Origin of the sequence: Mesorhizobium sophorae, assembly GCF_002270415.1 — a bacterium.
Taxonomy (GTDB): domain Bacteria; phylum Pseudomonadota; class Alphaproteobacteria; order Rhizobiales; family Rhizobiaceae; genus Mesorhizobium; species Mesorhizobium sophorae.
Genome location: NZ_NNRI01000022.1, coordinates 206455 through 230625 on the forward strand (window position 1 = coordinate 206455; position 24171 = coordinate 230625).

General features: G+C 61.9%; 32 protein-coding genes. 13 read left to right on the forward strand and 19 right to left on the reverse strand.

The annotated features are described in order from the left end of the window. Positions 1-4 precede the first annotated feature (4 nt). Positions 5-1348 (forward strand): acetyl-CoA carboxylase biotin carboxylase subunit, encoded by a 1344-nt coding sequence (gene accC / locus CGZ66_RS32020; protein ID WP_095090710.1) that lies wholly within the window; start codon positions 5-7, stop codon positions 1346-1348. A 12-nt stretch (positions 1349-1360) separates the two neighbouring features. Beyond that, entirely contained in the window at positions 1361-1978 is a 618-nt protein-coding gene (gene aat, locus CGZ66_RS32025) for a leucyl/phenylalanyl-tRNA--protein transferase (RefSeq protein ID WP_095090711.1), read from the forward strand. Positions 1979-1989: 11 nt separating this feature from the next. Here aat and CGZ66_RS32030 read toward each other — a convergent pair whose 3' ends face one another. The 3 genes from CGZ66_RS32030 to CGZ66_RS32040 form a co-directional block, all read right to left on the reverse strand. Next, positions 1990-2376, reverse strand: coding sequence for a hypothetical protein (locus CGZ66_RS32030; RefSeq protein WP_095091676.1), 387 nt, complete (start codon positions 2374-2376; stop codon positions 1990-1992). A 75-nt stretch (positions 2377-2451) separates the two neighbouring features. Further along, positions 2452-3081: a DUF2155 domain-containing protein gene (locus CGZ66_RS32035; RefSeq protein WP_095090712.1), complete on the reverse strand. Its 630-nt coding sequence runs from the start codon at positions 3079-3081 to the stop codon at positions 2452-2454. Between the two features lie 141 nt (positions 3082-3222). After that, positions 3223-3621: an NADH:ubiquinone oxidoreductase subunit NDUFA12 gene (locus CGZ66_RS32040; RefSeq protein WP_095090713.1), complete on the reverse strand. Its 399-nt coding sequence runs from the start codon at positions 3619-3621 to the stop codon at positions 3223-3225. 226 nt (positions 3622-3847) lie between these two features. On the opposite strand from CGZ66_RS32040, the gene panB reads away from it, so the two are divergent. Next, entirely contained in the window at positions 3848-4690 is an 843-nt protein-coding gene (gene panB, locus CGZ66_RS32045; protein WP_095090714.1) for a 3-methyl-2-oxobutanoate hydroxymethyltransferase, read from the forward strand. Further along, complete coding sequence (gene panC, locus CGZ66_RS32050) at positions 4687-5538, forward strand: pantoate--beta-alanine ligase (RefSeq protein WP_095090715.1); 852 nt, start codon at positions 4687-4689, stop codon at positions 5536-5538. The genes panB and panC overlap by 4 nt, the downstream gene beginning before the upstream one ends. A gap of 21 nt (positions 5539-5559) precedes the next feature. On the opposite strand, the gene CGZ66_RS32055 is transcribed toward panC, so the two are convergent. The 7 genes from CGZ66_RS32055 to CGZ66_RS32085 form a co-directional block, all read right to left on the reverse strand. Then, positions 5560-5904 carry a VanZ family protein gene (locus CGZ66_RS32055; RefSeq protein WP_167392338.1) on the reverse strand — a complete coding sequence of 115 codons (345 nt, stop codon included), beginning with the start codon at positions 5902-5904 and terminating at the stop codon, positions 5560-5562. A 178-nt stretch (positions 5905-6082) separates the two neighbouring features. Further along, the gene (locus CGZ66_RS32060; RefSeq protein ID WP_095090716.1) at positions 6083-6781 is read right to left on the reverse strand and encodes an AIM24 family protein; all 699 of its coding nucleotides are present in this window, start codon (positions 6779-6781) and stop codon (positions 6083-6085) included. 161 nt (positions 6782-6942) lie between these two features. Beyond that, the gene (locus CGZ66_RS32065) at positions 6943-7425 is read right to left on the reverse strand and encodes a GNAT family N-acetyltransferase (RefSeq protein WP_095090717.1); all 483 of its coding nucleotides are present in this window, start codon (positions 7423-7425) and stop codon (positions 6943-6945) included. 11 nt (positions 7426-7436) lie between these two features. Further along, positions 7437-8132, reverse strand: coding sequence for a hypothetical protein (locus CGZ66_RS32070; protein WP_095090718.1), 696 nt, complete (start codon positions 8130-8132; stop codon positions 7437-7439). Further along, a complete protein-coding gene (gene gatB / locus CGZ66_RS32075; protein ID WP_095091677.1) occupies positions 8129-9634 on the reverse strand; it encodes an Asp-tRNA(Asn)/Glu-tRNA(Gln) amidotransferase subunit GatB in 1506 nt (501 codons plus the stop codon). Before gatB ends, CGZ66_RS32070 begins: the two co-directional genes overlap by 4 nt. A 210-nt stretch (positions 9635-9844) precedes the next feature. Further along, the gene (locus tag CGZ66_RS32080) at positions 9845-10276 is read right to left on the reverse strand and encodes a CBS domain-containing protein (RefSeq protein ID WP_095090719.1); all 432 of its coding nucleotides are present in this window, start codon (positions 10274-10276) and stop codon (positions 9845-9847) included. Positions 10277-10366: 90 nt separating this feature from the next. Continuing rightward, entirely contained in the window at positions 10367-11128 is a 762-nt protein-coding gene (locus tag CGZ66_RS32085; RefSeq protein ID WP_095090720.1) for a rhomboid family intramembrane serine protease, read from the reverse strand. A 389-nt stretch (positions 11129-11517) separates the two neighbouring features. On the opposite strand from CGZ66_RS32085, the gene CGZ66_RS32090 reads away from it, so the two are divergent. From CGZ66_RS32090 to CGZ66_RS32110, 5 genes are all read left to right on the forward strand, one after another. After that, positions 11518-12150 carry a PAS domain-containing protein gene (locus CGZ66_RS32090; protein ID WP_095090721.1) on the forward strand — a complete coding sequence of 211 codons (633 nt, stop codon included), beginning with the start codon at positions 11518-11520 and terminating at the stop codon, positions 12148-12150. A gap of 117 nt (positions 12151-12267) precedes the next feature. Further along, positions 12268-12885 carry a PilZ domain-containing protein gene (locus CGZ66_RS32095; protein WP_095091678.1) on the forward strand — a complete coding sequence of 206 codons (618 nt, stop codon included), beginning with the start codon at positions 12268-12270 and terminating at the stop codon, positions 12883-12885. A gap of 279 nt (positions 12886-13164) precedes the next feature. Continuing rightward, positions 13165-13773 carry a transglutaminase-like cysteine peptidase gene (locus CGZ66_RS32100; protein WP_095090722.1) on the forward strand — a complete coding sequence of 203 codons (609 nt, stop codon included), beginning with the start codon at positions 13165-13167 and terminating at the stop codon, positions 13771-13773. A 341-nt stretch (positions 13774-14114) separates the two neighbouring features. Continuing rightward, complete coding sequence (locus tag CGZ66_RS32105; protein WP_095090723.1) at positions 14115-14864, forward strand: NYN domain-containing protein; 750 nt, start codon at positions 14115-14117, stop codon at positions 14862-14864. A gap of 123 nt (positions 14865-14987) precedes the next feature. Continuing rightward, positions 14988-15548 carry an ankyrin repeat domain-containing protein gene (locus tag CGZ66_RS32110; RefSeq protein WP_095090724.1) on the forward strand — a complete coding sequence of 187 codons (561 nt, stop codon included), beginning with the start codon at positions 14988-14990 and terminating at the stop codon, positions 15546-15548. A 40-nt stretch (positions 15549-15588) separates the two neighbouring features. Here the strand turns inward: CGZ66_RS32110 and CGZ66_RS32115 are convergent, their stop codons facing one another. Next, positions 15589-16116 (reverse strand): gamma carbonic anhydrase family protein, encoded by a 528-nt coding sequence (locus CGZ66_RS32115; protein WP_095090725.1) that lies wholly within the window; start codon positions 16114-16116, stop codon positions 15589-15591. A 19-nt stretch (positions 16117-16135) separates the two neighbouring features. Next, a complete protein-coding gene (locus CGZ66_RS32120; RefSeq protein ID WP_095090726.1) occupies positions 16136-16477 on the reverse strand; it encodes a DUF6949 family protein in 342 nt (113 codons plus the stop codon). A 121-nt stretch (positions 16478-16598) separates the two neighbouring features. Between CGZ66_RS32120 and CGZ66_RS32125 the strand changes: the two genes are divergently transcribed. Then, the gene (locus CGZ66_RS32125; RefSeq protein WP_095090727.1) at positions 16599-17330 is read left to right on the forward strand and encodes a hypothetical protein; all 732 of its coding nucleotides are present in this window, start codon (positions 16599-16601) and stop codon (positions 17328-17330) included. A gap of 64 nt (positions 17331-17394) precedes the next feature. On the opposite strand, the gene CGZ66_RS32130 is transcribed toward CGZ66_RS32125, so the two are convergent. The 3 genes from CGZ66_RS32130 to CGZ66_RS32140 form a co-directional block, all read right to left on the reverse strand. After that, on the reverse strand, positions 17395-17598 hold the full coding sequence (locus CGZ66_RS32130; protein WP_006200852.1) for a DUF3126 family protein: 204 nt from the start codon (positions 17596-17598) through the stop codon (positions 17395-17397). Between the two features lie 152 nt (positions 17599-17750). Then, positions 17751-18599, reverse strand: coding sequence for a serine O-acetyltransferase (gene cysE, locus CGZ66_RS32135; protein WP_095091679.1), 849 nt, complete (start codon positions 18597-18599; stop codon positions 17751-17753). A gap of 285 nt (positions 18600-18884) precedes the next feature. Beyond that, a complete protein-coding gene (locus tag CGZ66_RS32140) occupies positions 18885-19523 on the reverse strand; it encodes a VOC family protein (protein ID WP_095090728.1) in 639 nt (212 codons plus the stop codon). Between the two features lie 210 nt (positions 19524-19733). Between CGZ66_RS32140 and CGZ66_RS32145 the strand changes: the two genes are divergently transcribed. Continuing rightward, entirely contained in the window at positions 19734-20366 is a 633-nt protein-coding gene (locus CGZ66_RS32145) for an HD domain-containing protein (RefSeq protein ID WP_095091680.1), read from the forward strand. On the opposite strand, the gene CGZ66_RS32150 is transcribed toward CGZ66_RS32145, so the two are convergent. The 3 genes from CGZ66_RS32150 to CGZ66_RS32160 all read right to left on the reverse strand — a co-directional run bounded on the left by CGZ66_RS32150 (position 20345) and on the right by CGZ66_RS32160 (position 22508). Further along, positions 20345-21112, reverse strand: a complete 768-nt coding sequence (locus CGZ66_RS32150) for an alpha/beta fold hydrolase (protein ID WP_167392339.1) — start codon at positions 21110-21112, stop codon at positions 20345-20347. The two genes, CGZ66_RS32145 and CGZ66_RS32150, sit on opposite strands and share 22 nt — an antisense overlap. 20 nt (positions 21113-21132) lie before the next feature. Next, positions 21133-21696 (reverse strand): DUF192 domain-containing protein, encoded by a 564-nt coding sequence (locus CGZ66_RS32155; RefSeq protein ID WP_095090730.1) that lies wholly within the window; start codon positions 21694-21696, stop codon positions 21133-21135. A gap of 215 nt (positions 21697-21911) precedes the next feature. Next, positions 21912-22508, reverse strand: a complete 597-nt coding sequence (locus tag CGZ66_RS32160) for a cold-shock protein (RefSeq protein WP_095090731.1) — start codon at positions 22506-22508, stop codon at positions 21912-21914. Positions 22509-22716: 208 nt separating this feature from the next. Between CGZ66_RS32160 and CGZ66_RS32165 the strand changes: the two genes are divergently transcribed. After that, positions 22717-23157 carry a VOC family protein gene (locus CGZ66_RS32165; protein ID WP_095090732.1) on the forward strand — a complete coding sequence of 147 codons (441 nt, stop codon included), beginning with the start codon at positions 22717-22719 and terminating at the stop codon, positions 23155-23157. A 139-nt stretch (positions 23158-23296) separates the two neighbouring features. Then, a complete protein-coding gene (locus CGZ66_RS32170; RefSeq protein WP_095090733.1) occupies positions 23297-23590 on the forward strand; it encodes a DUF2218 domain-containing protein in 294 nt (97 codons plus the stop codon). Between the two features lie 5 nt (positions 23591-23595). Here CGZ66_RS32170 and CGZ66_RS32175 read toward each other — a convergent pair whose 3' ends face one another. Further along, on the reverse strand, positions 23596-24156 hold the full coding sequence (locus CGZ66_RS32175; protein WP_095091681.1) for a DUF1697 domain-containing protein: 561 nt from the start codon (positions 24154-24156) through the stop codon (positions 23596-23598). Positions 24157-24171: the final 15 nt, after the last annotated feature.

Sequence of the window (24171 nt, forward strand, 5' to 3'; positions counted from 1 at the left end):
CAGGATGTTCCAGAAGATCCTCATCGCCAATCGCGGCGAAATCGCGCTTCGGGTGCTGCGCGCCTGCAAGGAACTCGGCATCCAGACGGTGGTGGTGCATTCGACCGCCGACGCCGATGCCATGCATGTGCGGCTCGCCGACGAAAGCGTCTGCATCGGGCCGCCGCCATCGCGCGACAGCTACCTCAACATCCATCAGATCGTCGCGGCCTGCGAGATCACCGGCGCCGATGCCGTGCATCCGGGCTATGGCTTCCTGTCGGAAAACGCCAAGTTCGCCGACATCCTGGCCGCCCACAACATCACCTTCATCGGCCCGTCCGGCGACCATATCCGCATCATGGGCGACAAGATCGAGGCTAAGCGCACCGCAAAACGGCTCGGCATTCCGGTGGTGCCCGGTTCGGACGGTGCGGTCACCGATGAAAAAGAGGCCAAGCGCATCGCCGGCGAGATCGGCTATCCCGTGATCATCAAGGCGTCGGCCGGCGGCGGCGGACGCGGCATGAAGGTGGCGCATACCGAAGCCGACCTCGAGGTCGCCCTGCAGACGGCGCGCTCGGAGGCCGGTGCTGCCTTCGGCGACGATGCCGTCTACATCGAGAAATACCTTGAGAAGCCGCGCCACATCGAGGTGCAGGTGTTCGGTGACGGTTTTGGCCGCGGCGTGCATTTCGGCGAGCGCGATTGTTCGCTGCAGCGCCGCCATCAGAAGGTCTGGGAAGAGGCGCCCTCGCCGGCCCTCAATGCCGAGGAGCGTGCGCGCATCGGCGGCGTCTGCGCCAAGGCGATCGCCGACCTCGGCTATTCCGGCGCCGGGACGATCGAGTTCCTGTACGAGAATGGCGAGTTCTATTTCATCGAGATGAACACGCGCCTGCAGGTCGAGCATCCAGTGACCGAAGCGATCACCGGCATCGACCTCGTGCACGAGCAGATCCGCGTCGCCTCGGGCGGCGGACTTTCGGTCAAACAGGAAGACATCAAGTTCAACGGCCACGCCATCGAATGCCGTATCAACGCCGAGGATCCGCGCACCTTCACCCCCTCGCCCGGCACGATCACCCACTTCCATACGCCGGGCGGTCTCGGCATCCGCGTCGATTCCGGCGTTTACTCCGGCTACAAGATCCCGCCCTACTACGACAGCCTGATCGGCAAGCTGATCGTGCATGGGCGCAACCGCGTCGAGTGCATGATGCGGCTGCGGCGCGCGCTGGATGAATTCGTCGTCGACGGCATCAAGACGACGTTGCCGCTGTTTCGCGATCTCGTCGGCAATGCCGACATCGCCAATGGCGACTATGACATCCACTGGCTGGAAAAATATCTGGCCAAGGAAGAGTAGTCAGGGGACGCGATGACCCGCCCCTTCGCGCCCGGCTATCGCATCCCGACCGACCTTTTGCTCAAGGCCTACGCCTCGGGCGTGTTCCCGATGGCCGAGAGTGCCAGCGATCCGGAGGTGTTCTGGGTGCGGCCGGAAACGCGCGGCATCATCCCGCTTGACGGTTTTCACACGCCGAAAAGCCTCAGGAAAACGATCAAGAAGCACCCTTTCGACATCCGTTTCGATTTCGATTTCGAAGCGACGATCGACGGTTGCGCCGAAAGGCGCGAGGAGCGCCGCTCGACCTGGATCAATGCGCCGATCCGCGAAGCCTATGTCCAGTTGCACCGGATAGGGCATTGTCATTCGGTCGAGGCTTGGCGCGAGGACCGGCTGGTCGGCGGCCTCTACGGCGTATCGCTTGGCCGGGTGTTCTTTGGCGAAAGCATGTTCGCCAGGGAGACGGATGCTTCCAAGACCTGCCTTTATTATCTCGTCGAGAGGTTGAAGGCGCGCGGCTTCGCTCTGCTTGATACGCAATTCACCACCGAGCACCTCAAGCGCTTCGGCGCGGTCGACGTGCCGCGCGGAAAATACGAGAAAATGCTGGCCGACGCGCTGAAGGGCGAGGCCGCATTCTACCCCTGACGATCGGCCTCTTACTTCCCGGCCGCCGCTTCCAGCGGCGTCTGCGAATGGAACATCATCTTCCAGCCATTGACGCGATGGACGTAGCCGGTACTGACCAGCGCCGCGTAGGGCTCGCCGTTCTCACGCGTCGCATGCGCCTCGTAGGTCAGCATGACGATATCGCTGCCCGGCTCAATTATTCCCTTGAGCTCGATGTCGAGATCGCGCCAACGGTTGGGCTTGGTTGCGGTCTTGGCGAGATCGGCATTGTCCATCGCCTGTGCCATCTGCGGAAACGCCACAAGGCACTCGGTGTCGGCATTGGCCGCGTAGTAGGCCGCGTCACCTGTCCAGAATCCTTTTTCGAGTTCGAGCAATTCCGCCTTGCCGGCGGTGATCCGCTTGCTGTCTGACATCGGAATATCCTCCATGCGCATGAATGCGCGGTCGTCCGTGGTCCAACGCGTGGTGGCCACGACGGTTCCAGAGGATCAGTTGGCTTCGGTGGTATCCGGTTCCGTGGTATCCGGTTCCGTGATAGCCGGTTCCGTGATAGCCGGTTCCGTGGCATCGGGTTGTACCACGTCCGGAGTGGCGGCAGGCTTCGGCTGGGCCGCGGCAGGCTTCGACGCGTCGGCTTTGGTCGCGTCAGCCTTGGCGGCGTCGGGCGCCGGCACATCCGACTTCTGCTTGCATTCCTTTAGCCAGACGTCATAGACGGCATGCTCGACGGCGTTGAGGCCAGGGCTTTCGGCAAACATCCAGCCGGTGAAGATGCGGCGGATCTTCCGGTCGAGCGTGATCTCGTCGACCTCGACGAAGGAGTCTGTCTTCGGCTCCTCGGTCTGCGGCCGCGAATAGCAGACGCGCGGCGTCACCTGCAAGGCACCGAACTGCACCGTCTCGTCGATATAGACATCGAAGGTGATGATGCGGCCGGTGATCTTGTCGATGCCGGCAAACTCGGCGATGGGATTGGTCACCCGGTCCGATCCTGCGGGCGCCGCCGGCGCCGGTGCAGCGGGTGCCGGTTCAGGCGAAGCGGCAAAGGCCGTGGTGCTGACGGCGAGACTGGCGGCTAGCGCCAGGCCGCCCGTCGATATTCGGTTGAAAAAGCTCATCTAGGGGTACCGGTGGTTCGCGCCCGGGTGATTCTGTCGATCGCCAAGGCTAGTCGCCGTTTTTTGATCAGCAAGCAGCTAAACACCAATTGTGGCGATAAAGGACCGGCCTGCACCTTGCGCGATTACAAGTCGGGGCCGTTACGATCCGGGTGTCCAGGCGTCATAGTCGCCCGTGACCTGCGGGCGATGCTGATTGGTCAGCACCGAGCCTTTCGGGCGGTAGGCCGCCGGGGTGCCGGTCAGATTGGGCTGATGTGGCTTCTGCCAGTCGCGGGGCTTGTAGGTCTCGCTGGCGGGCGCGACATCAACACGGTGATGCATCCAGCCATGCCAGCCGGGCGGTATCGCGGAGGCTTCCGAATAATTCCGGTAGATGACCCATCGGCGCGTGCGGCCTTCCGAATCGATGCCGCCTTCGTAATAGACATTGCCTGTCTCGTCCTGGCCGACCTTCTTGCCGTGCCGCCAGGTGTGCAGGCGCGTTCCCAGCGTCTGGCTGTTCCACCAGGTGAAAAACTGCGTAAGGAAAGTCTTCATCTCAGAACCCTCGCGCCGGCAGCGCCCGTTTCCTGCTTATGGCGTCAGGCCTTCGGGAAGGCAAGGGTTTTGCCGCAAGGTGCACGCAAATGGCTTGCCGGAAACCCGACACAAGCCCGTGATCTTATCGACAGCAAGATGCGCGCTTGCCAAGCCACTGCGGTCTTTCTAAAGCTTTGCGCGGCAAGGCCGGTATCCGACCCGCGCAGGCCGACGGAGGTGACGATTGGCCACGGAAATGCCGACCACCGACATTCGCATCAGCGCCGACACGATTCGCCGCCGCAAGGGCGGCACACCGATCGTCTGCCTCACCGCTTACACCTATCCCATCGCCCGCTTGCTCGACGACCATGTCGACCTGCTCCTGGTCGGCGACAGCGTCGCCATGGTGCTGCACGGCCACGAGACGACGCTGGGTGCCTCGCTCGAGATGATGATCGCGCATGGGCAAGCGGTGATGCGTGGCGCGGCCAAGGCCTGCGTCGTCGTCGACATGCCGGCCGGCACCTATGAGGATTCGGCGGCGCTGGCCGTTGCTTCGGCGCGGCGGATGATCGACGAAACCGGCTGCCAGGCGGTTAAACTCGAAGGCGGCGTCGACATGGCCCGGCAGATCGCCGCGATCGTCGCTGCCGGCATTCCGGTGATGGGACATATCGGTCTCCAGCCGCAATCTGTCGAGAAAGACGGCGGCTACAAGATCAAGGGCCGCACCGAGGAGGCCGTCGCGGCCTTGGTTCGCGACGCACTCGCGGTCGAAAGCGCCGGTGCGTTCTCAGTGGTCATCGAAGGCACGGTCGAGACCGTCGCCGCCGACATCACCCGCCGCATCGCCATTCCAACCATCGGCATCGGCGCCAGCAGCGACTGCGACGGACAGATCCTGGTCATCGACGACATGGTCGGGCTGACCGTCGACCGCGTGCCGAAATTCGTCAAGGAATATGCCGACCTGCGCAGCGTCATCTCACACGCCGCCGAACGCTACGCTGCGGAGGTGCGAAGCCGGGCATTTCCCGGCCCCGGCCATGTCTTTTCGGCGACAAAGCACGGGGATGACGCATGAGCCGGCCCGTCATCGTCGACAGCGTTGCCGCACTGCGCGCGCAAATCCGCGACTGGCGGCGCGACGGCCTTCGTGTCGCCATGGTGCCGACCATGGGCGCATTGCATGACGGGCACATCTCGCTGGTCAGGATCGCACTCGAAAAGGCCGATCGCTGCGTCGTGTCGATCTTCGTCAATCCGACGCAGTTCGCGCCGACGGAAGACCTCGACAAGTACCCGCGCCAGCTCGCCCACGACCTCGATCGGCTGAAAGCGGCCAAGGCCGACCTTGCCTTCACACCGACGGTTGGCGAGATGTATCCCGCCGGTTTTGCCACCAAAATCTCGGTCGGCGGTCCCTCCGCCGGGCTCGAATCGGACTTTCGGCCGACGTTTTTCGACGGTGTCGCCACCGTCGTGGCAAAGCTCTTCCTGCAGGCAACGCCTGACTGCGCGATCTTCGGCGAGAAGGACTACCAGCAGCTTTGCGTGGTCAGGCAGCTCTGCGGCGACCTCGACCTGCCGGTCGAGATCATCGGTGCACCGACGATCCGCGACGCACATGGTCTCGCCATGTCGTCACGCAATGCCTATCTCGATGAAGCCGAACTCAAGATCGCCCGCCAACTCAATGTGATATTACGCGACACGGCGGTGGCTTTGACGGCAGGTGCCGACCAAAACGACGCAACCGCGGAGGCCAGCCGTGCCCTGGTCGCGGCCGGCTTCCGCAAGGTCGACTACGTCGAGGCCCGTGAAAGCCTGACGCTTGCGCCGTGGCGTCGCGACGTTGAGGGGCGCGTGCTTGCGGCCGCCTGGCTCGGCAAGACGAGGCTGATCGACAATGTGGACGTTGGCTCCACCTAGCGCCGCGGGTTGCTGCCGCGCCTACCTCTCTCCCATTCGTCCGCTGGGCCTGACGAACAGTTGCCCCACAAAGATCCCAACAATTCCGGCTGATGCTTTCACGAGTGCATCGGCAAACTGCGCGTGGCGACCGGGATCAATGATCTGAAGCAGTTCCAGGACGCCGGCGGTCACAACCACGAAGATCGCAGCTTGATACAGACGGTTGGGGAAGCCGAGCGCCAGGACGAAGCCCAAGAGCACATAAGCCAAAGCGCGCTCAACATTCGCCTCGGCTATGTGTGGCCGCATCTGGATCGGCGACAGGGTTGAGAAAATGATGATGGCGAGCAGCACCAGCGCTGCAATGCGGGACAGTTTGGTCATGTTCCTGCATATCCGTCGTGAGCCGGCGCAGCAAACGCCGAGATGACGCATGGCCGTGTGCGGAACCGATGACGGCCAGCAATGCCGGTGGAGCGTAATGTGAGCGCAGGTCGCCCCGGCTCCCGCGCCGGAGCCATGCCCCCAAACCTGCGAAGATCGCGAACCATCTGATCGCCGCCTATTCCTCGGTTGGCATGTGCAGATACATCGACTGGATGCCGACCCGGCCCGGCCCGGTGAAGCGGTTGACGATGAAATTCATGTTGGCGCCGAAGAAGCCGCTCGACAGGCGATCGATCTTGGTCTCCATCCTGACCGAGACATCCTTGAACAGCCAGCCGCCGGGCTCGATGTCGATGGTTTCGCCGGCGGCGAGCGTTTTCTCGAAGACGTTGCCGTAGCCGTGCAGCCAGACGATGCCATCGCCGGCATCGCCGCGAAAGCGGTCGATGAAGAAGCCACTCTGGCCAAACAGCATCGTCGCCAAGCCGCGCACGCGCTCGAAAGTGTACTCGACGTTGCCGGTGGCGGCGAGAAACTGGTGCTCGCGCACCTGGATCTCCTCGCCACGCCTGAGATGGATCGGCACGATATGGCCAGGCCCGTCGCGGCTGAAGGCAATGATCCCTGCTCCGGACGCTTCGGTGACGAATATCTGCATACCGGCCATCATGCGCTTCAGCGCACCCTTCAGCGATTTCAAGCCGATGTTGATGGTCGAGTTCTTCCACAGCAGGATGTGATGCTCGAAATAGACCGGCATGCGCGTCACATCGACCGAAAGCACGGGCACCAGTTCGCCGGCGATATGATAAGTGACGCCGCCAAAGGTTTCGTCCGACACCTGTGTCGGCATCAGTTCCGGTAAGCTCGGCATGAAAATCCCCCCGACGCTGCCCAACACAAGCGTCCGTCTGTTCTGGCTTCCAGCAGGGTCAGCTGAAGGAGCTTTGCTGCGGGACTTTCAAGCCGTCAAACGAAAATAGGGCTTTGTCGTGGTGCTCGCGCGAAGGTGATCGAGATACGCCGGCAGATACCTCAGCCGGCAAGAGCCCTGATGTAGACGCGCGTAGGATGTCCTAAGGCCCCGGTATGTTCGCCGACATCGGCGGATCGCAAGAAGCCGTTTGCCTCGTAGAAGGCGATGGCTCGGATGTTCTGTTCCTCCACCTCCAGACGGATGGCGCGGGCCTCTGGGAAGCTTTCGATGACCTCATCGAGCAGCATGCCGCCGATGCCTCGCCCCTGCAGGCTGGGCAGCACGTAGAGCTGCTTGAGCATGATCAGTTCGGCGCCTTCGGCAAAAGCCATGCCGCCGATCAGCTTGCCATCATCGGCCACCAGGAATTCCGAGTTCGGCCGCGTCAGCCGCGACCGCAGCGAAGAAATCGAGTGCCAGCCGTCGGTGATCTCGGTCACCTTGGCAGCGCCGTAGATTGCGTCATAGGTCGCATGCCAGGTCTCGACCAGCAGCGCACGCACTGCGGCAAGGTCGCGTTCCCCGGCGGTGCGAACGAACATGGTTCTCCCCCCTATGTTGCGACCGGCTTGCGCCGGAAGTCGACCACGGCAAGCAGCACCACCCAGACCAGAAGCACCATGCTGCCCGGCATGTTGGCCGCCATGGCGGTGCCGGAGAAACCGGTTGCAGCGGTCGCGAAACCACCGACCAGAACACCCACGGCGCCGACACCGCCGAGCAACGACAGCCACAACGGACAGCGCCTGGCCTGACGCAGGGCGACATTGGCTAGCAGGACCGTCAAGCCCAGCAGCATGGCGCTGATCGCGGCAAAACCGACTTCGATCTGGCGTACGGCGAAGGCGGCGCTGAACAACGATGGCTTTGTCGCCGCATCGGCGGCGGCCCATGCATTGACCACCGCTTTCAGCGCAATGCCGTCGACGGCCTGCAAGGCAGCTGCCGCCGCCAGCGACGCCGCGCCGAACAGGATCGTCAGAAGAGCCCAGCCGCGTGGCGGCCCGTCCGACAGACGGCCAAGGATCAGCACCAGGCCTGCAACCATCGACAGGACGCCGGCAAGCTGTGCCATGTGGCTGAACAACCAGATGTGGTCGGCGGCATATTCACCGAAGGCGGCAAGCGCGTCATTCGGGTCTTCATGCATCGGATGCAGCGACGTGCCGACAAAAAGCAGCACGGCGCCGGCAATCAAAAGGGCCGACGAGACGCTAGCCGGGTTGCCGGGCTTCGTGTCTCCGCTCATTGATCCGCGATGCCGAGCTTGGCCTTGACGAGGTCGTTGACGGCTTGCGGGTTGGCCTTGCCGCCGGTCGCCTTCATCACCTGGCCGACGAACCAGCCGGCCATGCTCGGCTTGGCGCGGGCCTGTTCGACCTTGTCGGGGTTGGCGGCGATCACCTCATCCACGGCCTTCTCGATGGCGCCGGTGTCGGTGACCTGCTTCATGCCACGGCTTTCGACCAGCTGGCGCGGATCGCCACCCTCGTTCCAGACGATCTCGAACAGGTCCTTGGCGATCTTGCCGGAAATGGTGCCATCCTTGATCAGATCGATGACCGCGCCGAGTTGGTCGGGCGAAACCGGAGCGTTTTCAATATCCTTGCCGGCCTTGTTCAATTGCCCGAGCAGGTCGTTGATGACCCAGTTGGCGGCAAGCTTGCCGTCGCGGCCGGCGGCCACCTTCTCGAAATAGTCGGCGATCGGCTTTTCAGAGACCAGGATCGAAGCATCATAGGTCGACAGGCCGAGCGAAGCGATCAGCCGCGCCTTCTTGTCGTCCGGCAATTCCGGCAATTTCCCAGCCAGCGCGTCGACATAGGCCTGATCGAACTCCAGCGGCAAAAGGTCGGGATCGGGGAAATAGCGGTAGTCGTGCGCCTCTTCCTTGGTGCGCATCGAGCGCGTCTCGCCCTTGACGGCGTCGAACAGCCGCGTTTCCTGGTCGATCTTGCCGCCATCCTCCAGAATGGCGATCTGCCGGCGTGCCTCATAATCGATGGCCTGGCCGATGAAGCGGATCGAGTTGACGTTCTTGATCTCGCAGCGCGTGCCGAACTCGCCACCCGGCTTGCGCACCGAAACGTTGACGTCGGCGCGCATCGAGCCTTCATCCATGTTGCCGTCGCAGGTGCCGAGATAGCGCACGATGGTGCGCAGCTTGGTGACATAGGCCTTGGCTTCATCGGCCGAGCGCATGTCCGGCTTGGAGACGATCTCCATCAGTGCCACGCCCGAGCGGTTGAGGTCGACATAGGACATGGTCGGATGCTGGTCGTGCATCGACTTGCCGGCATCCTGTTCCAGGTGCAGCCGCTCAATGCCGACCTCGATGTCCTCGAACTCGCCCTGACGATCCGGACCGACCGAGACGGTCACCGTGCCCTCGCCGACGATCGGCTGCTTGAACTGTGAGATCTGATAGCCCTGTGGCAGGTCCGGATAGAAATAGTTCTTCCGGTCGAAGACGGACTTGTGGTTGATCTGCGCCTTCAGGCCAAGGCCGGTGCGGATCGCCTGCTTGACGCATTCCTCGTTGATGACAGGCAGCATGCCCGGCATGGCCGCATCGACGAGGCTGACATTGGCATTGGGCGCTGCACCGAAGGTGGTCGAGGCGCCGGAAAACAGCTTTGCCTCCGAGGTGATCTGAGCGTGGACCTCGAGCCCGATGATGATCTCCCAGTCGCCAGTGGCGCCGGGGATCAGGCGTTTTGCATCGGGGGTACGGGTGTCGATGAGGGTCATGATGGCCTGCGACTTGCGGTGACTGAACTCACATTTGAACGTGAATTTCACGTCGAACGTGGAAGTCATTCGCTAGTGCAAACCGCCAAAAGAGACAAGCGTAAAGCCACAACCTGGCCTTTTCAGCCGCCTCGAACCCGACCGGGATCGACCACAGCCAGACCGCGGCTCCGCCGGTCGGTTCGCCGGCCGGCGGTTTCCGTTCACCGCTCAAGCGGTGGCGATGTAGGCCCTGATCTCGTCGGCCTCGCGCTCGACGTCCTCGATGCGGCGCTTGACCACGTCGCCGATGGACACGATGCCATCGAGCATACCGTCCTTTTCCACCGGCAGATGGCGGAAGCGGCCCTTGGTCATGATCTCCATCACCTCGTTGACGGTGTGGTTCTCATTGCAGATCTTCACCTTCGGCGTCATCGCCGAGCGCACGGCGATATCGAGCGCGGCTCCACCTTCCCTGGCGACCACCCGCACGATGTCGCGCTCCGAAAGAATGCCGACGATCTTGCGATCGCCATTGGTGATGACCAGCGCGCCAATCTTGTGGTCGGCCAGGATGCGGATGGCTTCGCTCAGCTTTTCGTTCGGCCCGAGCGTCAACACGTCATGGCCTTTCTTCTCGAGAATTGCCTTAACCGTCATGGCGTCCTCCTCCTCTGCTTTGCCTGCCGGTTCCTGCCCTGACCGGCTTTCACATAAGAGTGAACATGGTGCGCCGTGATCGGTTGCATTTCAAGTGCGGCGGTCGGTGGTGTCCCATTCAGGCGCCTGCCATCGTCGGTCGAACCAGCGCAGGCCGAAGAAGCCGGCGACAAAGCCGCCAATATGGGCCTCCCAGGCGATCTGGCCGTCAATTCCGGGGGCAAAGCCGAGAAGGCCAGTGGCTAGGTTGATGATCATCCACACGGCAAGGAAGATCACGACGCCGCGCGAGCGCAGGACGATGGCGATTGGCAGCACGGGGCCGGCGAAGGCAGCCTTGCCGGCCGACGAGCGCTGGGTGTGGAAACCGAAACGCGCGGCAGCGCCCATCATGCCGGAAATAGCGCCCGATGCCCCGACCAGCGGCGCTTCTCCGTACGGATGCATGGCCCAGAAAAGCGCAACCGAAGCCAGCCCGGTCACGGCAAAGAACAACGCGAACCGAAGCGGCCCCAGGCGATTTGCCAATGGCGAACCGAAAGCGGCGAGCCAGACGATGTTGATGGCAATATGGGCGAAGCTGCCATGCAGGAAGGCGTAGGTGAACGGGCGAGTGAAAAGGAACCAGTCGAAGCCGTATTTGCCGGTGTAGAGAACAGGGATGAAGGCCCCGTCGTAGAGCAGCGTCAGTTGCTGTTCCTGCGTCAGCACGTACTGCTGCAACAGGTAGACGACCGCGCATATGCCCATCACCGCCAGCACGACAGGTGGCAGATTGAACACCGGCTCGCGCCGCTGTTCGGGTCCATCCTCGATCGGCTCGATTTCCGAGGGGCCTTCCGGTTCGCTCATATGAAATTGCACTCAAGCAGGGATTCGGGTTCGAGCATCTAGATCACCCCCGAACGAACCGCAAACGGCGAATCGCCTCATCGCGAATCAAAAAAAAGCCGCTCAAGGTTTCCCTTGAACGGCCGGTCGAGCCCCCTGCTCCCCTAAAACTCTTAACTGAAGTGCTGCCGATCGTCGCGAAACGACCGCTTCTGGAGTGGTTTTTGTGTGCCATAGGGGCCGCTTCGCTGCAACGTCAACCAGTTGTTAACCTTAACGGCCCCGACCCGTGAACAAGTGTTAACGACGCTGGCACGCTTCCTGCTCCGCAACGCATGTAGGTCATCGGAGGGCGCCCTTTCTGTTCACCGATGGGACATCAGACGACAGATTGCGCGGAGCAGAATAGCATGAACCAGAACGGATCGATCACGCTGTTCCAATATTGGAACCGCCTGCGTGACGGACGCCCCGCCCCGAAGCGTTCGGAGGTCGAGCCGGCCGACATCAAGTCGCTGCTGGCCGATACATTCATCCTGGAAAGGGACACGCGCGGACAAGCCGTCTTCCGGCTCGCCGGCACCAGACTTTGCGCCTACTATGGCCGCGAACTCAAGGGGTTCTCCTTTCCGTCGCTGTGGCGCGAGAAGGATCAGCGGCTCGTCTCGAGGCTGATTCATGGCGTCTTTGACCAGAAGTCGGTCGTGCTGATCGCCTTCGAGGGTTTCAGCCGCAACGGCCGTACCAACAAGTTCGAACTGCTTGCCTTGCCGCTTGACGGCGGTGTTGAAAATCCGCGCTGCCTGGGCGTGATCAGTGCCGTGGAGAAGCCCTTCTGGCTGGGTGCCGATCCGATCACCGACACCTTGATCGATTCGATTCGCGTCATCGATCCGGAGAAGGAGCTTCTCAACAACCGTCCGGCGATCGATGTTCCTTCGCTGGTTCCGGATGAACTCGCGGCACCCGAGACGATATCGGCGCTTGGCCGCGCGCGCCGCATCCGCCATCTCGTCGTCTTCGATGGCGGGCGCGAGGAATAGGGGCCAAATCTCGCCGCAACGGGGCCTGCTTTTCCCCTTTGTTAACCCCCATTGTTGTACTTCTCCGATGAAGTTCCTCGCATCGACGCGCGGGATGCCAAACGAGGTGTGGCAGTCATGAGGTCAGCGGCGGTCGACTATGCGCCGTCCCAAGCTGAAAGGCGTAACTTTCAGCGCGTCCGGGTCAAGATTTACGGGCGCTTCATGCTGGAAGACCGCACCGAACATCCGTGCCAGGTCGTCGACATGTCACCGGGCAATGTAGCGCTTCGCACCGAACGCATCGGCATGCCCGGCGAAAAAGTCATCGCCTATATCGACCATATCGGCCGCATCGAAGGTGTCGTCACACGCACCTTGCAGGACGGTTTCGCGATGACCGTCATCGCGTCCGACCGCAAGAAGGACAAGCTTGCCGCGCAATTGACCTGGCTTGCCAACAAGCACGAACTCGACCTGCCGGAAGACCGTCGGCACGAGCGTGTCGCACCGCGCAATCCGACCAGCGTGCTGCAGCTCACCGACGGCCGTCAGTACCAGTGCCGTATCATCGACCTGTCGCTTTCCGGCGCCGCGATCGAGATCGACGTCAAGCCGGCGATCGGGGTCCAGGTCATGCTCGGCACGATGCGCGGGCAGATCGTCCGCCATTTCGAGGACGGCGTCGCCATCGAATTCGCCGTCATCCAGCGTCCCGAAACGCTCGATTCCGAATTCAACACCCCGCGCGCCTGACAAGGCCTGAAGCACTTCGGGAAACCGGCCCTTAGCGGCCGGTTTTTTGTTTTTCGAGCCCAGAAGGAGACGCTTCGACAATCCGAGGCCATTTCCTACTGGGCCGCATGACATAGAGGCTCGCGGAGCGCCTCGCAGCAAAATCCAAACAATTCAATACTCAAATGATTCAAATTTTACGCTTATTCTACTGGGGTTTTACTCAATATCTACTTCGCACTTTTGCCCCAAATAAATCCACATGTGGCAATGTCTCCTTCGAACGGGGAGACTACCGGAATGAAGAAGACGAGGGGCAAGCTGTTGCTGGTGGCAATGGCGATGCAGCTTTCCGCATGGGGATCAGCATATGCCGCGGGACCGGCCTATATGCACACCGGCGGACGCACCACGCAGCCTGTTGGCCATTATGAATTCTGCCAGCGCATACCTAGCGAATGCAGCGAACGGACGCCCAAGGGCCCGCCGGTCGAACTGACCCGCAAATTGTGGGCGACGATCGTCAGCATCAACAATTCGGTCAACGCAAGGGTCAAGCCGCGCACCGACATGGAAAATTACGGTGCCGAGGAATATTGGGCCTATCCCGACAATGGCTATGGCGATTGCGAGGACTACGCGCTGGAAAAGCGCCGCGAATTGATGAATGCGGGCGTGCCGGCCGGCAATCTGCTGATGACGGTCGCGCGCCAGCCGAACGGCGACGGCCACGCGGTGCTGACCGTGCGCACCAGCCTTGGGGAATTCATCCTCGACAATCTTGAAACCAAGGTGCTCGCCTGGACGGACACGGACTACACCTATCTCAAGCGCCAGTCAGACCAGAATTCCGGTGTTTGGGTGACGATCAACGATGGCCGTTCAGACGCGGTCGCCAGCGTCCGCTAATGCATGTCGCTCAAAAGCGGCCCCCGTTTTGAGATAACGACATGCATAAACTAGAGGTCAAGCGCGTCGCATGAAGGCGACCGCTTCAGGAGAAACCCGGTCGAGTCCCCACCCTCCCCGTCCCCAACGACCGGGTCAAAGGAGCCGGCCCCGTCCCCGGGCCGGCTCCGCCATTTCTGGGATTACCTTTTGAAATTCCGATAAAGGCACAATTCCAACAGCTTAGATTTCGATTTGCGGCTTACTTCTGCTACAACGGCAGAGTAGCGAACCGCGGTTGGTGATGAGTTTCACCAGCTACAGTTCGAAACTCGAGAGTGCGTCAGCCCAGGAAGTGTCGCATGCCGACCGAACCCCGATCACCGCGCCTTGCGGTTCTTATCGACGCCGACAACGCTTCGGCCAAGATTGTCGACGGCCTGTTCGAGGAGATCGCGAAGATTGGCGAAGCCAGCGTCCGCCGCATCTACGGTGACTTTTCAAACGTCCGGTCGAAGGGATGGGCTGATGTCTTGTCAAAGCATGCGATTATCCCGCAGCAGCAATTCGCTAATACCATCGGGAAAAACGCGTCCGATATCACACTGGTGATCGACGCCATGGACCTGCTTCACAGCGGTCGTTTCGATGGTTTCTGCCTGGTCTCTTCCGACAGTGATTTCACCCGGCTTGCTGCGCGCATACGGGAACAAGGCGTCGACGTGTTCGGGTTTGGGGAGCAGAAAACGCCGGAAAGTTTCCGGCAAGCATGTCGGCGTTTCGTCTATACTGAAAACCTTCTACGTGGCACCGCAAACACTCACGATAGTGCGCCCGCAGCCAAGCCGCTTCAATTGCCCAGTGCCGCGATTCCCATGCTCAAGAAAGTCATAGGCCAGATGGAAGGCGAGGATGGTTGGGTACATCTCGGAACCTTCGGACAACGGCTATCAAACCTGTTTTCAGATTTTGATCCCCGCAGCTACGGTTTCAGCAAACTGAGTGATCTGGTGAGGAATACAGACGCATTTGAAATCGAAGTCCAGGGCGGAGCCATGCGAATACGGACCAAGCCTACGGCTGGGAAGAAGGTAAAAAAGAAAGCCGCTTAGCGATGCCTAGAGGGTCATAGGTCCCATCGACCCGCCAATCGCGTCAGAACATCAAGACTGCCTTTCCACGGGCAGGAGATCGAGGCACTATAGGCCGTTGGTTTCGCCTTCTGGATCACGGCGATGTTGGAAATCCCGGAAGATCGATGCGAGCGCCATCGCCTGTTCAAGGCGATCGACGATGCCTTCAAGGCTGGCGATTTCGAGGGCCTCGGCGTGGCCTTGGGCGGCTCGCCCTGCTGGTTCGACGAGCGCATGCCGTTCGAACTCGGCCTCGGGCATCCGCTGGAGTATGCGATCTATTGGAGTCCCTTAGGCTTCATCTCGACTTTGCTGGATGCGGGCTCGGATCCGAATTATCAGGATCACGGTGGATTTCCGGCAATCATTGCGGCGCTATCCACCGACCGGGCCGACAGACTGGAAATCGTGCGGGTGCTGATCGAGGGTGGCGCCGACCCCAACATGCGGGGCGTGAACGACTGGACGCCGCTTCACTATTCGGTGGCCATCCGGAGCGTCGAGGCGATCGGCCTGCTTTTGGCGGCAGGCGCCGACCCCGCGCTCGAAACCCGCATCGATGACTACAGGACAGCCGCCGAGGAAGCCGACATTGCCGGCTTTGAAGCCGGCGCTTCCCTGCTGCACGATGCGATGGCCAGGCGCAGTTCCAACCGACGGTGAGTTGGGGCGCGATGAAACCATCGGCAAGCGAGGTCTCGCCTCAAACCTTCTTCAGTCCCGCCTTGAAGCGCTTGCCGTTGGAGACGTAGTGCGCGGCCGAGCTGCGCAATCTGGCAACAGCCGCCTCGTCCAGCACCCTGATCGCCTTGGCCGGCGAGCCGACGATCAGTGAATTGTCCGGAAATTCCTTGCCCTCGGTGACCAGCGCGCCGGCGCCAACCAGCGAGTTCCTGCCGATCCTGGCGCCGTTCAGCACGATGGCGCCCGTGCCGATCAGGCTGTTGTCGCCAATCGTACAGCCGTGCAGCAAGGCGCGGTGGCCGATGGTGCAGCCTTGCCCGATGGTCAGCGGAAAGCCGGGATCGGTGTGCATGACCGTGTGTTCCTGCACATTGGTGTCGTCGCCGATGACGATCGGCTCATTGTCGCCGCGGATGACGGCGCCGAACCAGAAGCCGGCATTGCGGCCGACGCGCACGTCGCCGATCAGCGTCGCATCGGGCGCGATCCAGTTTGAGTCCGCATCCGTGAAGCTCGGCTCCGTTCCATCGATCGCGTAAAGTGGCATTTTTGGTCTCCGAATCGTCTCAGCCCGGAAGGCTGGAGCCTAGGAGACCGATCGTCCAGGAGGCAATGGCAAGCACGACGACGCCCAGTGCCAACGACCAGGCGATGGCCGTGCAGCCGCAGGACATCAGCGCCAAGGTCGAAATGCGGCGGTCACGCCGGGCATCGAGGGCGTCGTTGACCAACATGAAGGGGCCCGCACAAGCGGTGGCGAGCAGCGAGCGCAGCAGATGCGACGGCGACACGTAGGGCTCGGCGAAGGCGACCTTGCGGCCCGACACCAGTTCCATCATCGATCCAGCCAGCCCGCAGGCTGTCATCCCGACGACAAAAGCGAATACGGTGAGTTCCAGCGTGCCCATCTTTACGTTCCATTTACCATGAAATTGCACAGTCGTTCCATGAAGGCTGCAAGAGCCGTGCCGCGCGATGTGTGCCGCCCAAGGACACCCAAGGGCGGACGGCCGATATCCGAGGACTGAGATGAAGCAGGCAGCGATCAGCGACGGCCCCCAACTCACCGTGGTCGATTCCATGCTGATGAAGCGGGTGTTCTACGCATTCGCGGCGCTGGCGCTGCTGTCGGTAGCGATCAGCCTTGCCGGCAAATGGTTCGGCCATTCGATCGCCATGGCCGGATACACCGACGACGCAACGATCCATCAGGTGGTGATCGGCAACAATGTCATCGCGGTGCCGGCCAACGTGATCCGTTTCGCCCAGGCCCGGCGCGACGGCATTGCCTCGCGGCTCGACCTCTATCTGCGCTATCCCCAGATGGACGGCTACAGCGAGCCGGCGCGCGACGATTTCAATCACATGGGAGCGAGCAGGAACATCATCTTCCTGTCCTTCGAACAGCAGATGATGTCGCGCGACATGAGCGGCCGGTTCGCGCCGATCTACAGTGCGTTGATCACCCAACCGGGCATTGCTGGCCCCGGCGGCACAACGGTGTACGGCTTCAACGAGAAATCAGGCTACCTGAACGAGGTGCTGGTTGTCGGCAAGCGCCCTGGCAAGGACCCGTTCGTGGCCCGCTGCCTGAGCGGGCCGAGTGCCGAGGAATCGCTGGCGCCCTGCGAGCGCGACGTCCAGGTCGGCGAAGAACTCAGCCTCACCTATCGCTTCCCCAGGGAGTTCCTGGGTGATTGGCAGGCGCTCGACGCGGCAATCGCCGGCCAAGCCGCGCGCTTCCTGAAAAGAGGACATTAGGAAGGGGAAACCGGGCTGGCCGACCGCATTCTAAGCGGAGCCGGCCGAGCGCAGGATTGCTGGCTCAGGCCAGGTCGATGTCGAGGATCGCCATCGAAAAATTGTAGTCGCCGTCGTCCTCGTCCTTGAAGACGATGCCGAGGAACTCGTCGCCGACATAGACCTCGGCCGAATCTTCCTTGCGCGGCCGTGCCTTGACCTCGAGCTTGGGGTTCTGGAAGACGCGCTTGAAATAGGCGTCCAGCTTTCTGATTTCATCCGGCTTCAACAGTCTTCTCCGATCATCGGGCTTGCTCGTTCGATCGCGCTTCTGGCACGTCGACAATGGCGATGTAAAGGCAAGCGGCCCGATAACACGGGAACAACCGCCCGCTCCGTCCCACGGCCGGCAACCGGCCGCAGGCAGCGGGCAGATGAAAATCAGATGTCGAAGCTGACGACCTGATCCATCGTCTGCGACGGCAGAAGCTGGTCCATCTGGCGCGACGGCTGATCGCAGCCGGTTTCGCCGACGACGCGGGCCGGCACGCCGGCAACCGTCTTGTTGTGCGGTACGGGCGACAGCACCACCGAGCCTGCCGCGATCTTCGAGCAATGGCCGATTTCGATGTTGCCGAGGATCTTGGCCCCGGCCCCGATCAGCACGCCGTAGCGGATCTTGGGGTGACGGTCGCCGCCGGCCTTGCCGGTGCCGCCCAGCGTCACGCCATGCAGGATCGACACATCATCCTCGATGACCGCGGTCTCGCCGACGACGAGGCCGGTGGCATGGTCGATGAAGATGCCCTTGCCGATGCGGGCGGCCGGGTTGATGTCGGTCTGGAAGACCGAGGACGAACGGCTCTGCAGATAGAGCGCGAAATCCTTACGGCCCTGCTTCCACAGCCAATGCGCCAGCCGATGGGTCTGGATGGCGTGAAAGCCCTTGAAATAGAGCACCGGCATGATGAAGCGGTCGCAGGCCGGATCGCGGTCGTAATAGGCCTGGATGTCCACGCGCACGGTCGTCGGCCAGTCCTTGTCGTCGGCCAGCATCGACTTGAAGGTCTGGCGGATGAGATCGGAGCCGATGTCCTGATGGTCGAGCCGCTCGGCCAGCCGATGGATGACCGCCTCTTCCAGGCTGTCCTGGTTGAGGATGGTGGAATAAAGGAACGCGGCAAGCAGCGGGTCGCGGTTGACCGCCTCCATCGCCTCGTCGCGGATCGAGCGCCAGATCGGATCGACCGGCTGCAATGCGCTCTGTCGGGAAATGCTGATGCTGTTCATCGCCGTCTCGTCCTGCGTCTGCCGGCCTGGCCTGTTGTGTCTGCCTTGTCGGGCCGCACATATAAGCCAGATCATAGCACGATTGAACTCAATTTTCCTTAGTGCAATGTCAAATGGATTTGGTTCGCGGGAATTCAAGCGGCCATGGAAAACGAACCCTTGATCGACGACGCGCCGAACAAGCGACCCTTCCTCGCTTGACCGGGCGGAAAGCATGGCGATCAGATGGCCTGCGAGCCCAAGTGAACCGCGACGTCGATGGCGCCGCGCTACCATGGCCGCTGGTCAAGTCGGCAGCGGCTTGCCGGCCTGTTCCGCCACCATGTATTCGGCATACCAGTCGGGCCAGTTTTCATCGCGCTGTCCGCCGGTCCGCGTCTCGTGCTCGCCATGCGCGGCCGCCGCACGCCGCAGCGCGGCGGCAAGTTCGGTCGATGAGGTGAATGTCGTGTCGTGTGCATCCACGCGCCCAGGCAATCGCTGGGTGATCTCCTGCAGCAGCCAGCTGTTGCCGTCCGGGTCGCTGAACGAGGCAAAGGAGGAATAGCTTCGCCCCTCCGGATCTCTGCCGCTGATCGGCGGCTGCCCGGGGGCCGCACGGTGAAACACTTCGCTCGCATCGACCCCGCGCGCCACCAGTTCGGCACGTGCCGCCACGATATCGGACACCACGAGATAAAGTCCCTTTGCCGAGCCTGGCGCGGCGGTCGTGAGACCCTTGCCAAAATGGATCGAGCATGGCGAACCCGGGGGCGTGAACTGTATGACCCGAAACGCATCGCCAACGACGAAGTCGGCGTCCAGCCTCCAGCCCAGGCCACCATAGAAACGCTTGGCCCGATCGGCATCCGAAACGGAGATGATGACGGCCTCCAGCTTCATGTCGATAGTCCCCGGTCTGGAGGTCTCGGTTGCGGTGGTCATGTCAGGCTCCTTGGGTTTGAGTGCTTTGAAAATGACAACAAGCGTCCGAGCGGGTGACCGTGTGGATCCTGCTCATGCCAAGCAGCTTCCCGCCATCGTGCGAATTGGTCAATCGGCTGCGGCACCATGACTCCCCCGACGCCTTCCGCTATGCCGCGTTTTGGCCCAGGATGCCGGGAGTAGTTCATCGGGTGGATAGTGACGCCGTTTCTGGAAAACGAACCCTTGATCGACGGCGCGCTGAAAAGTGAGCTTTCGGCGCTCTACGCCGCGCAAGACCGCCACTATCACGACCTTGCCCATATCGAGGCGATGCTGGCGCTCGCAGGCGACTATCGAGGGTTGCTCGGCGATCCCGAAGCCGTCGAAGCGGCGATCTGGTTCCACGATGCCATTTATGACAGCAAGGCCAAGGACAATGAGATCAAAAGTGCCGCCCTTGCCGAGAAGAAGCTCGCGGGCCGGGCTGAAGCCGGGCGCCTCGACCGCATCTCGGCGATGATCGTCGCTACAGCCACCCACCAACTGCCGTTGTTTGACGACCCGACGACAGTACGGGACGCCAGCCTTTTCCTCGACATGGATCTGTCGATCCTGGGTGCTCAGCCAGAAGCCTTCGATGCCTATGAACGCGCTGTCCGGCGCGAATATGCCTGGGTGGAGGAGCCGATGTGGCGGGCCGGCCGCAGCGCGGTTCTGAAGAATTTCCTCGCCCGCCCGCATATCTTCCACACCGAAGAGTTTCGCCGGCGCTTCGAGCCGCAGGCCCGAGCGAATATGGCGCGCTCGTTGGCGGCCCTTACGCCCGCGCCGCCGTCCGCTCAGAGCGGATTTTCGGCATAGAACTCCAGCACGCGTTGCTTGAAGGTCTTGTCCCCGACCGCCAGCATATGGTCCCGGCCCTCGATGTGAAAGGCCCTGGCGTTCGGCAACAATGCCGCGAGTTCGTCGGGCGAGCCGCCAATGTCGTCCGTCGTGCCGACGGCGATCAGCGTCGGCTGGGCAATGCGCGCAAGATCGTCCTCGCTCAGCAATTCTCTCGACCTGGCGATACAGGCGGCCAGCGCCCGGCGGTCGCTGCGGGTCTGGTCGGCGAAGGCGCGAAACGATCGCCCGCGCCGATGACTGGTTGCCGCGGGATCGTCGGCGAGCAGGGCCGCAGCGATCGGATCCCAATCGCCGACGCCGTCGATCATGCCGATGCCGAGACCGCCGAAGACCAGCGTCGCCACCTTGTCCGGATCGGACAGCGCCAGGAACGCCGCGATGCGCGCGCCCATCGAATAGCCCATGACATGGGCGCGCTCGATGCCGAGATGGCCAAGCAAGGCGGCGGCATCCGAAGCCATCTTGTCCGGCGTGTAATCGGCCTCGTCATAACTCTTCGACGACGAGCCGTGGCCGCGATTGTCGAAGGCGACGGCGCGGTAACCGGCATCGTTCAGCGTCTTGAACCAGCCCGGCGATACCCAATTGACATAGTGGGTCGAGGCAAAGCCATGGATCATCAGCACCGGATCGCCCTTACCCGACGCCGGCTGGCGGTCGAGGAAGGCAAGATCAAAGCCGTCATGGGTGAAAACCTGCATCAGCGATCCCGCCTGCGCACTCAACCGGCATCGCCGTTGGGCGCATCGCCATTGTCCGATGGCGGCACGCCCGGACCAGACGCCGTGCCAACGGCCGGATGGCGTAACAGGTCGCCATACTCGATGCCTTTCCTGGCGGCGGTGCCAGCTTTGAGCTCCAGCACGAAACGCACCGGCACGCCAGGCGAAATGATGGCCTCGGATTGCGGCTCGCCGTGTTTGATCGCCCGGATCTTGCCGTCCTGGCCGACAAAGATCAGATCAAGCGGCATCGGGGTGTTCTGCATCCAGAAGCCAACCTGCTGCTGGATATCGAAGACGAACAACATGCCATGGTCGTCCGCCATGTCCTGGCGGTACATCAGCCCAGCCTCGCGCTCCGCGGCGGTGTTGGCGACTTCGATGGAAAAAGAACGATCGCCGCCTTTCGTCACCACAACCAGCGGCGCCGGATCGACAGGAAGGATCATCGCCCGGCTGTCGGCCGCGGTCGGCCGGTCGGAATAGAAGTAAGCACCTGCGGCCACGACCACGGCGACAATGGCGCACAACACACCCGCCGTCAGCCAGTTCCTGTAAGCCATTCAAAATCCTCGGCCGGAAATTGTCCTGGAGCACGTCGCCTCGGATCAGGCTCGTGGGCATGCCTTTGGGCGACATGCATTAGACCACGATCCCGAAAAGTGGAACCGATTTTCTCGGACAAACGGAAACCGTATGTCCAGAGATCATGGTCAAACAAAGAAGAGATAGAGCGCCATCCCGATCTGTCGGGATGGGCCACTTTTGGGCGACTGAATTAGTGCGAGACCGGCAAGGTCCCGATGTCGGGGTGAATCTCGGCGGCCATAAGGCCCTTGTCGCCGCGCCCGAAACGAACCAGCACGACTTGCCCCGGCCGAAGCTCGGTGATGCCGTAACGGCGCAAGGTCTCCATGTGGACGAAGATGTCCTCGGTGCCCTCGCCGCGGGTCAGAAAACCAAACCCCTTGGTGCGGTTGAACCATTTCACCAAAGCGCGTTCGAGGCCGCTTTCCGGCGTCACCGCGATATGGGTGCGCTGCTCCTGCATTTCGGCAGGATGGACCGCGGTGGTGACGTCCATGGAGAGCACCCGGAAGGCCTGCAATCCGCGATCGCCCTGCTTGACGAGGCAGACCACGCGTGCGCCCTCCAGGGCCGTCTGGAAGCCGTCCTTTCGAAGACATGTCACATGGAGAAGGATGTCGCCCGAGATGCCGTCATCTGGAAGGATGAAACCGTAGCCCTTGGCCACATCGAACCACTTGATGGCGCCAGCGACTTCGAGCAGATCGGCAGCATCGCCGCCTTCGTCACGATGCAAGGCGTCGCCAAGGGTTCCGTTCCGCCCCGTGAAAGAGGCCTTTTCCCCCATAACAATGCCCCCTTATTTTTCAAGAACACCGCAACTGATTCTTGACACCAGATTAACACCGCGGCTTCCGGTGTGTGCAAGACCTGACGTGCCTTTTTTGGGGGAATACCGGATTTGTTCTTTGCCGGCATTGCGCAGTGCCGAACGATTGCCCTTTGAGCGGGTCGACCCTATGTTGCGCCGCAACGCAATTCATCGAGGAAATCACATGCGCTATCTGCACACCATGGTCCGCGTCGCCGACGTCGACGCCTCGCTCGATTTCTACTGCGCCAAGCTCGGCCTCAAGGAGGTGCGCCGCTACGAAAACGAGCAAGGCCGCTTCACGCTGATCTTCCTGGCCGCACCGGAAGACGAGGAGAGCGGCGTCAACGAAAAAGCACCGTTGGTCGAACTGACCTACAATTGGGATCCGGAAGACTACAAGGGCGGGCGTAATTTCGGCCACCTCGCCTATGAGGTCGACGACATCTACGCCACCTGCCAGCATCTGATGGACAATGGCGTCACCATCAACCGGCCGCCGCGCGATGGCAACATGGCCTTCATCAGGTCGCCGGACGGCATTTCGATCGAGCTCCTGCAAAAAGGCCCGGCCAAGGCCAAGGCCGAGCCGTGGGCTTCAATGGCGAACACCGGCAGCTGGTAGGCCTCGATCCGGGCGAAAGATCGCCCGGCAGCCTTTGGCGTTTTGCGCGACGGCACCTATCTACCCGGCTGTCGCGCCAGCCTGGCAAGCCTGGCGCCATGTCAAGCAATGGGCGCCTGCCCTCCCGGAGAGTTCACTGATGCCGACCAGCCATGCCGATGTCGCCACCGAACATGCCAGCCGCTATTTGCAGCAGCTGTGCAAGCACTGGGCGCACAAATTCCCCGTCGAGTTCGATCCGCACCATGGCACGATTGATCTCTCGCTCGGTCGCACGGTGATGGATGCCGATGCGAGCGCGCTGCATATCACGGTGTCAACCGAGGAAAACGGATCACTCGAGCGGCTGGAAAGCGTCGTCGCCGATCACATCAAGCGCTTTGCATTTCGCGAAGAACTGACCTTCGACTGGAAGCCCGCCACGGCAGCGTAACCGGCCTAAGCTCCGCCTGCCTGACCGGCCATCGCCAGCAGAGCCAACACCGAGCGCCAGTTGCGAGCGGTGCCCGGCACTTTCAGCGTACGCGGGATCAGGCCGGCAAAGACCGATTTGCCGAGCCCGTCCGGCGCGTGCAAATAGAGCACGTCGCCCTTGATCAAGAACCGTTCGGGACCGGTGCACTTTTCGGCCAGCCGCGCCACCTCATCGCCGGTCGGCTCGCGCTCCAGCACATAGGCGTGGAGCTTCGTGTGGTCCGCGGCCACTTCCGGATAGGGATTTTCGGTCACCAGCCGCTCGAACCAGCCGAGATCGCGCACCATGATGCGCGAATGGAATCCCCATTTCTTCTCGAAGGCTGCTTCGATCTGTTTCGTCAGCGTCGCCGCGTCACCCGCCTTTGCCCGAAACACGGCATTGCCGCTCTGGACATAGGTGGCGACATCGGAAAATCCGAGGTCCTGGAAGAACGACCGCAGCTCCGCCATCTTGACGATGCGGTTGCCGCCGACATTGATGCCGGAAAACAGCGCAACGAAGCTTTTTCCCTGACCAGTCATCTGATCATCGATCAC

Coding starts and splice junctions, on each gene's coding strand:
- CGZ66_RS32085 (WP_095090720.1), bottom strand. CDS start 11,128: ATGAGCGAACCGGAAGGCCCCTCGGAAATCGAGCCGATCGAGGATGGA.
- CGZ66_RS32080 (WP_095090719.1), bottom strand. CDS start 10,276: ATGACGGTTAAGGCAATTCTCGAGAAGAAAGGCCATGACGTGTTGACG.
- CGZ66_RS32175 (WP_095091681.1), bottom strand. CDS start 24,156: ATGACTGGTCAGGGAAAAAGCTTCGTTGCGCTGTTTTCCGGCATCAAT.
- CGZ66_RS32060 (WP_095090716.1), bottom strand. CDS start 6,781: ATGCCGAGCTTACCGGAACTGATGCCGACACAGGTGTCGGACGAAACC.
- panC (WP_095090715.1), top strand. CDS start 4,687: ATGAGCCGGCCCGTCATCGTCGACAGCGTTGCCGCACTGCGCGCGCAA.
- CGZ66_RS32140 (WP_095090728.1), bottom strand. CDS start 19,523: ATGACCACCGCAACCGAGACCTCCAGACCGGGGACTATCGACATGAAG.
- CGZ66_RS32120 (WP_095090726.1), bottom strand. CDS start 16,477: ATGGGCACGCTGGAACTCACCGTATTCGCTTTTGTCGTCGGGATGACA.
- CGZ66_RS32100 (WP_095090722.1), top strand. CDS start 13,165: ATGAAGAAGACGAGGGGCAAGCTGTTGCTGGTGGCAATGGCGATGCAG.
- cysE (WP_095091679.1), bottom strand. CDS start 18,599: ATGAACAGCATCAGCATTTCCCGACAGAGCGCATTGCAGCCGGTCGAT.
- CGZ66_RS32125 (WP_095090727.1), top strand. CDS start 16,599: ATGAAGCAGGCAGCGATCAGCGACGGCCCCCAACTCACCGTGGTCGAT.
- aat (WP_095090711.1), top strand. CDS start 1,361: ATGACCCGCCCCTTCGCGCCCGGCTATCGCATCCCGACCGACCTTTTG.
- CGZ66_RS32090 (WP_095090721.1), top strand. CDS start 11,518: ATGAACCAGAACGGATCGATCACGCTGTTCCAATATTGGAACCGCCTG.
- CGZ66_RS32115 (WP_095090725.1), bottom strand. CDS start 16,116: ATGCCACTTTACGCGATCGATGGAACGGAGCCGAGCTTCACGGATGCG.
- CGZ66_RS32070 (WP_095090718.1), bottom strand. CDS start 8,132: ATGAGCGGAGACACGAAGCCCGGCAACCCGGCTAGCGTCTCGTCGGCC.
- CGZ66_RS32095 (WP_095091678.1), top strand. CDS start 12,268: ATGAGGTCAGCGGCGGTCGACTATGCGCCGTCCCAAGCTGAAAGGCGT.
- CGZ66_RS32030 (WP_095091676.1), bottom strand. CDS start 2,376: ATGTCAGACAGCAAGCGGATCACCGCCGGCAAGGCGGAATTGCTCGAA.
- CGZ66_RS32165 (WP_095090732.1), top strand. CDS start 22,717: ATGCGCTATCTGCACACCATGGTCCGCGTCGCCGACGTCGACGCCTCG.
- CGZ66_RS32170 (WP_095090733.1), top strand. CDS start 23,297: ATGCCGACCAGCCATGCCGATGTCGCCACCGAACATGCCAGCCGCTAT.
- gatB (WP_095091677.1), bottom strand. CDS start 9,634: ATGACCCTCATCGACACCCGTACCCCCGATGCAAAACGCCTGATCCCC.
- CGZ66_RS32105 (WP_095090723.1), top strand. CDS start 14,115: ATGCCGACCGAACCCCGATCACCGCGCCTTGCGGTTCTTATCGACGCC.
- CGZ66_RS32065 (WP_095090717.1), bottom strand. CDS start 7,425: ATGTTCGTTCGCACCGCCGGGGAACGCGACCTTGCCGCAGTGCGTGCG.
- CGZ66_RS32110 (WP_095090724.1), top strand. CDS start 14,988: ATGTTGGAAATCCCGGAAGATCGATGCGAGCGCCATCGCCTGTTCAAG.
- accC (WP_095090710.1), top strand. CDS start 5: ATGTTCCAGAAGATCCTCATCGCCAATCGCGGCGAAATCGCGCTTCGG.
- CGZ66_RS32150 (WP_167392339.1), bottom strand. CDS start 21,112: ATGCAGGTTTTCACCCATGACGGCTTTGATCTTGCCTTCCTCGACCGC.
- CGZ66_RS32035 (WP_095090712.1), bottom strand. CDS start 3,081: ATGAGCTTTTTCAACCGAATATCGACGGGCGGCCTGGCGCTAGCCGCC.
- CGZ66_RS32055 (WP_167392338.1), bottom strand. CDS start 5,904: ATGACCAAACTGTCCCGCATTGCAGCGCTGGTGCTGCTCGCCATCATC.
- CGZ66_RS32155 (WP_095090730.1), bottom strand. CDS start 21,696: ATGGCTTACAGGAACTGGCTGACGGCGGGTGTGTTGTGCGCCATTGTC.
- CGZ66_RS32160 (WP_095090731.1), bottom strand. CDS start 22,508: ATGGGGGAAAAGGCCTCTTTCACGGGGCGGAACGGAACCCTTGGCGAC.
- CGZ66_RS32040 (WP_095090713.1), bottom strand. CDS start 3,621: ATGAAGACTTTCCTTACGCAGTTTTTCACCTGGTGGAACAGCCAGACG.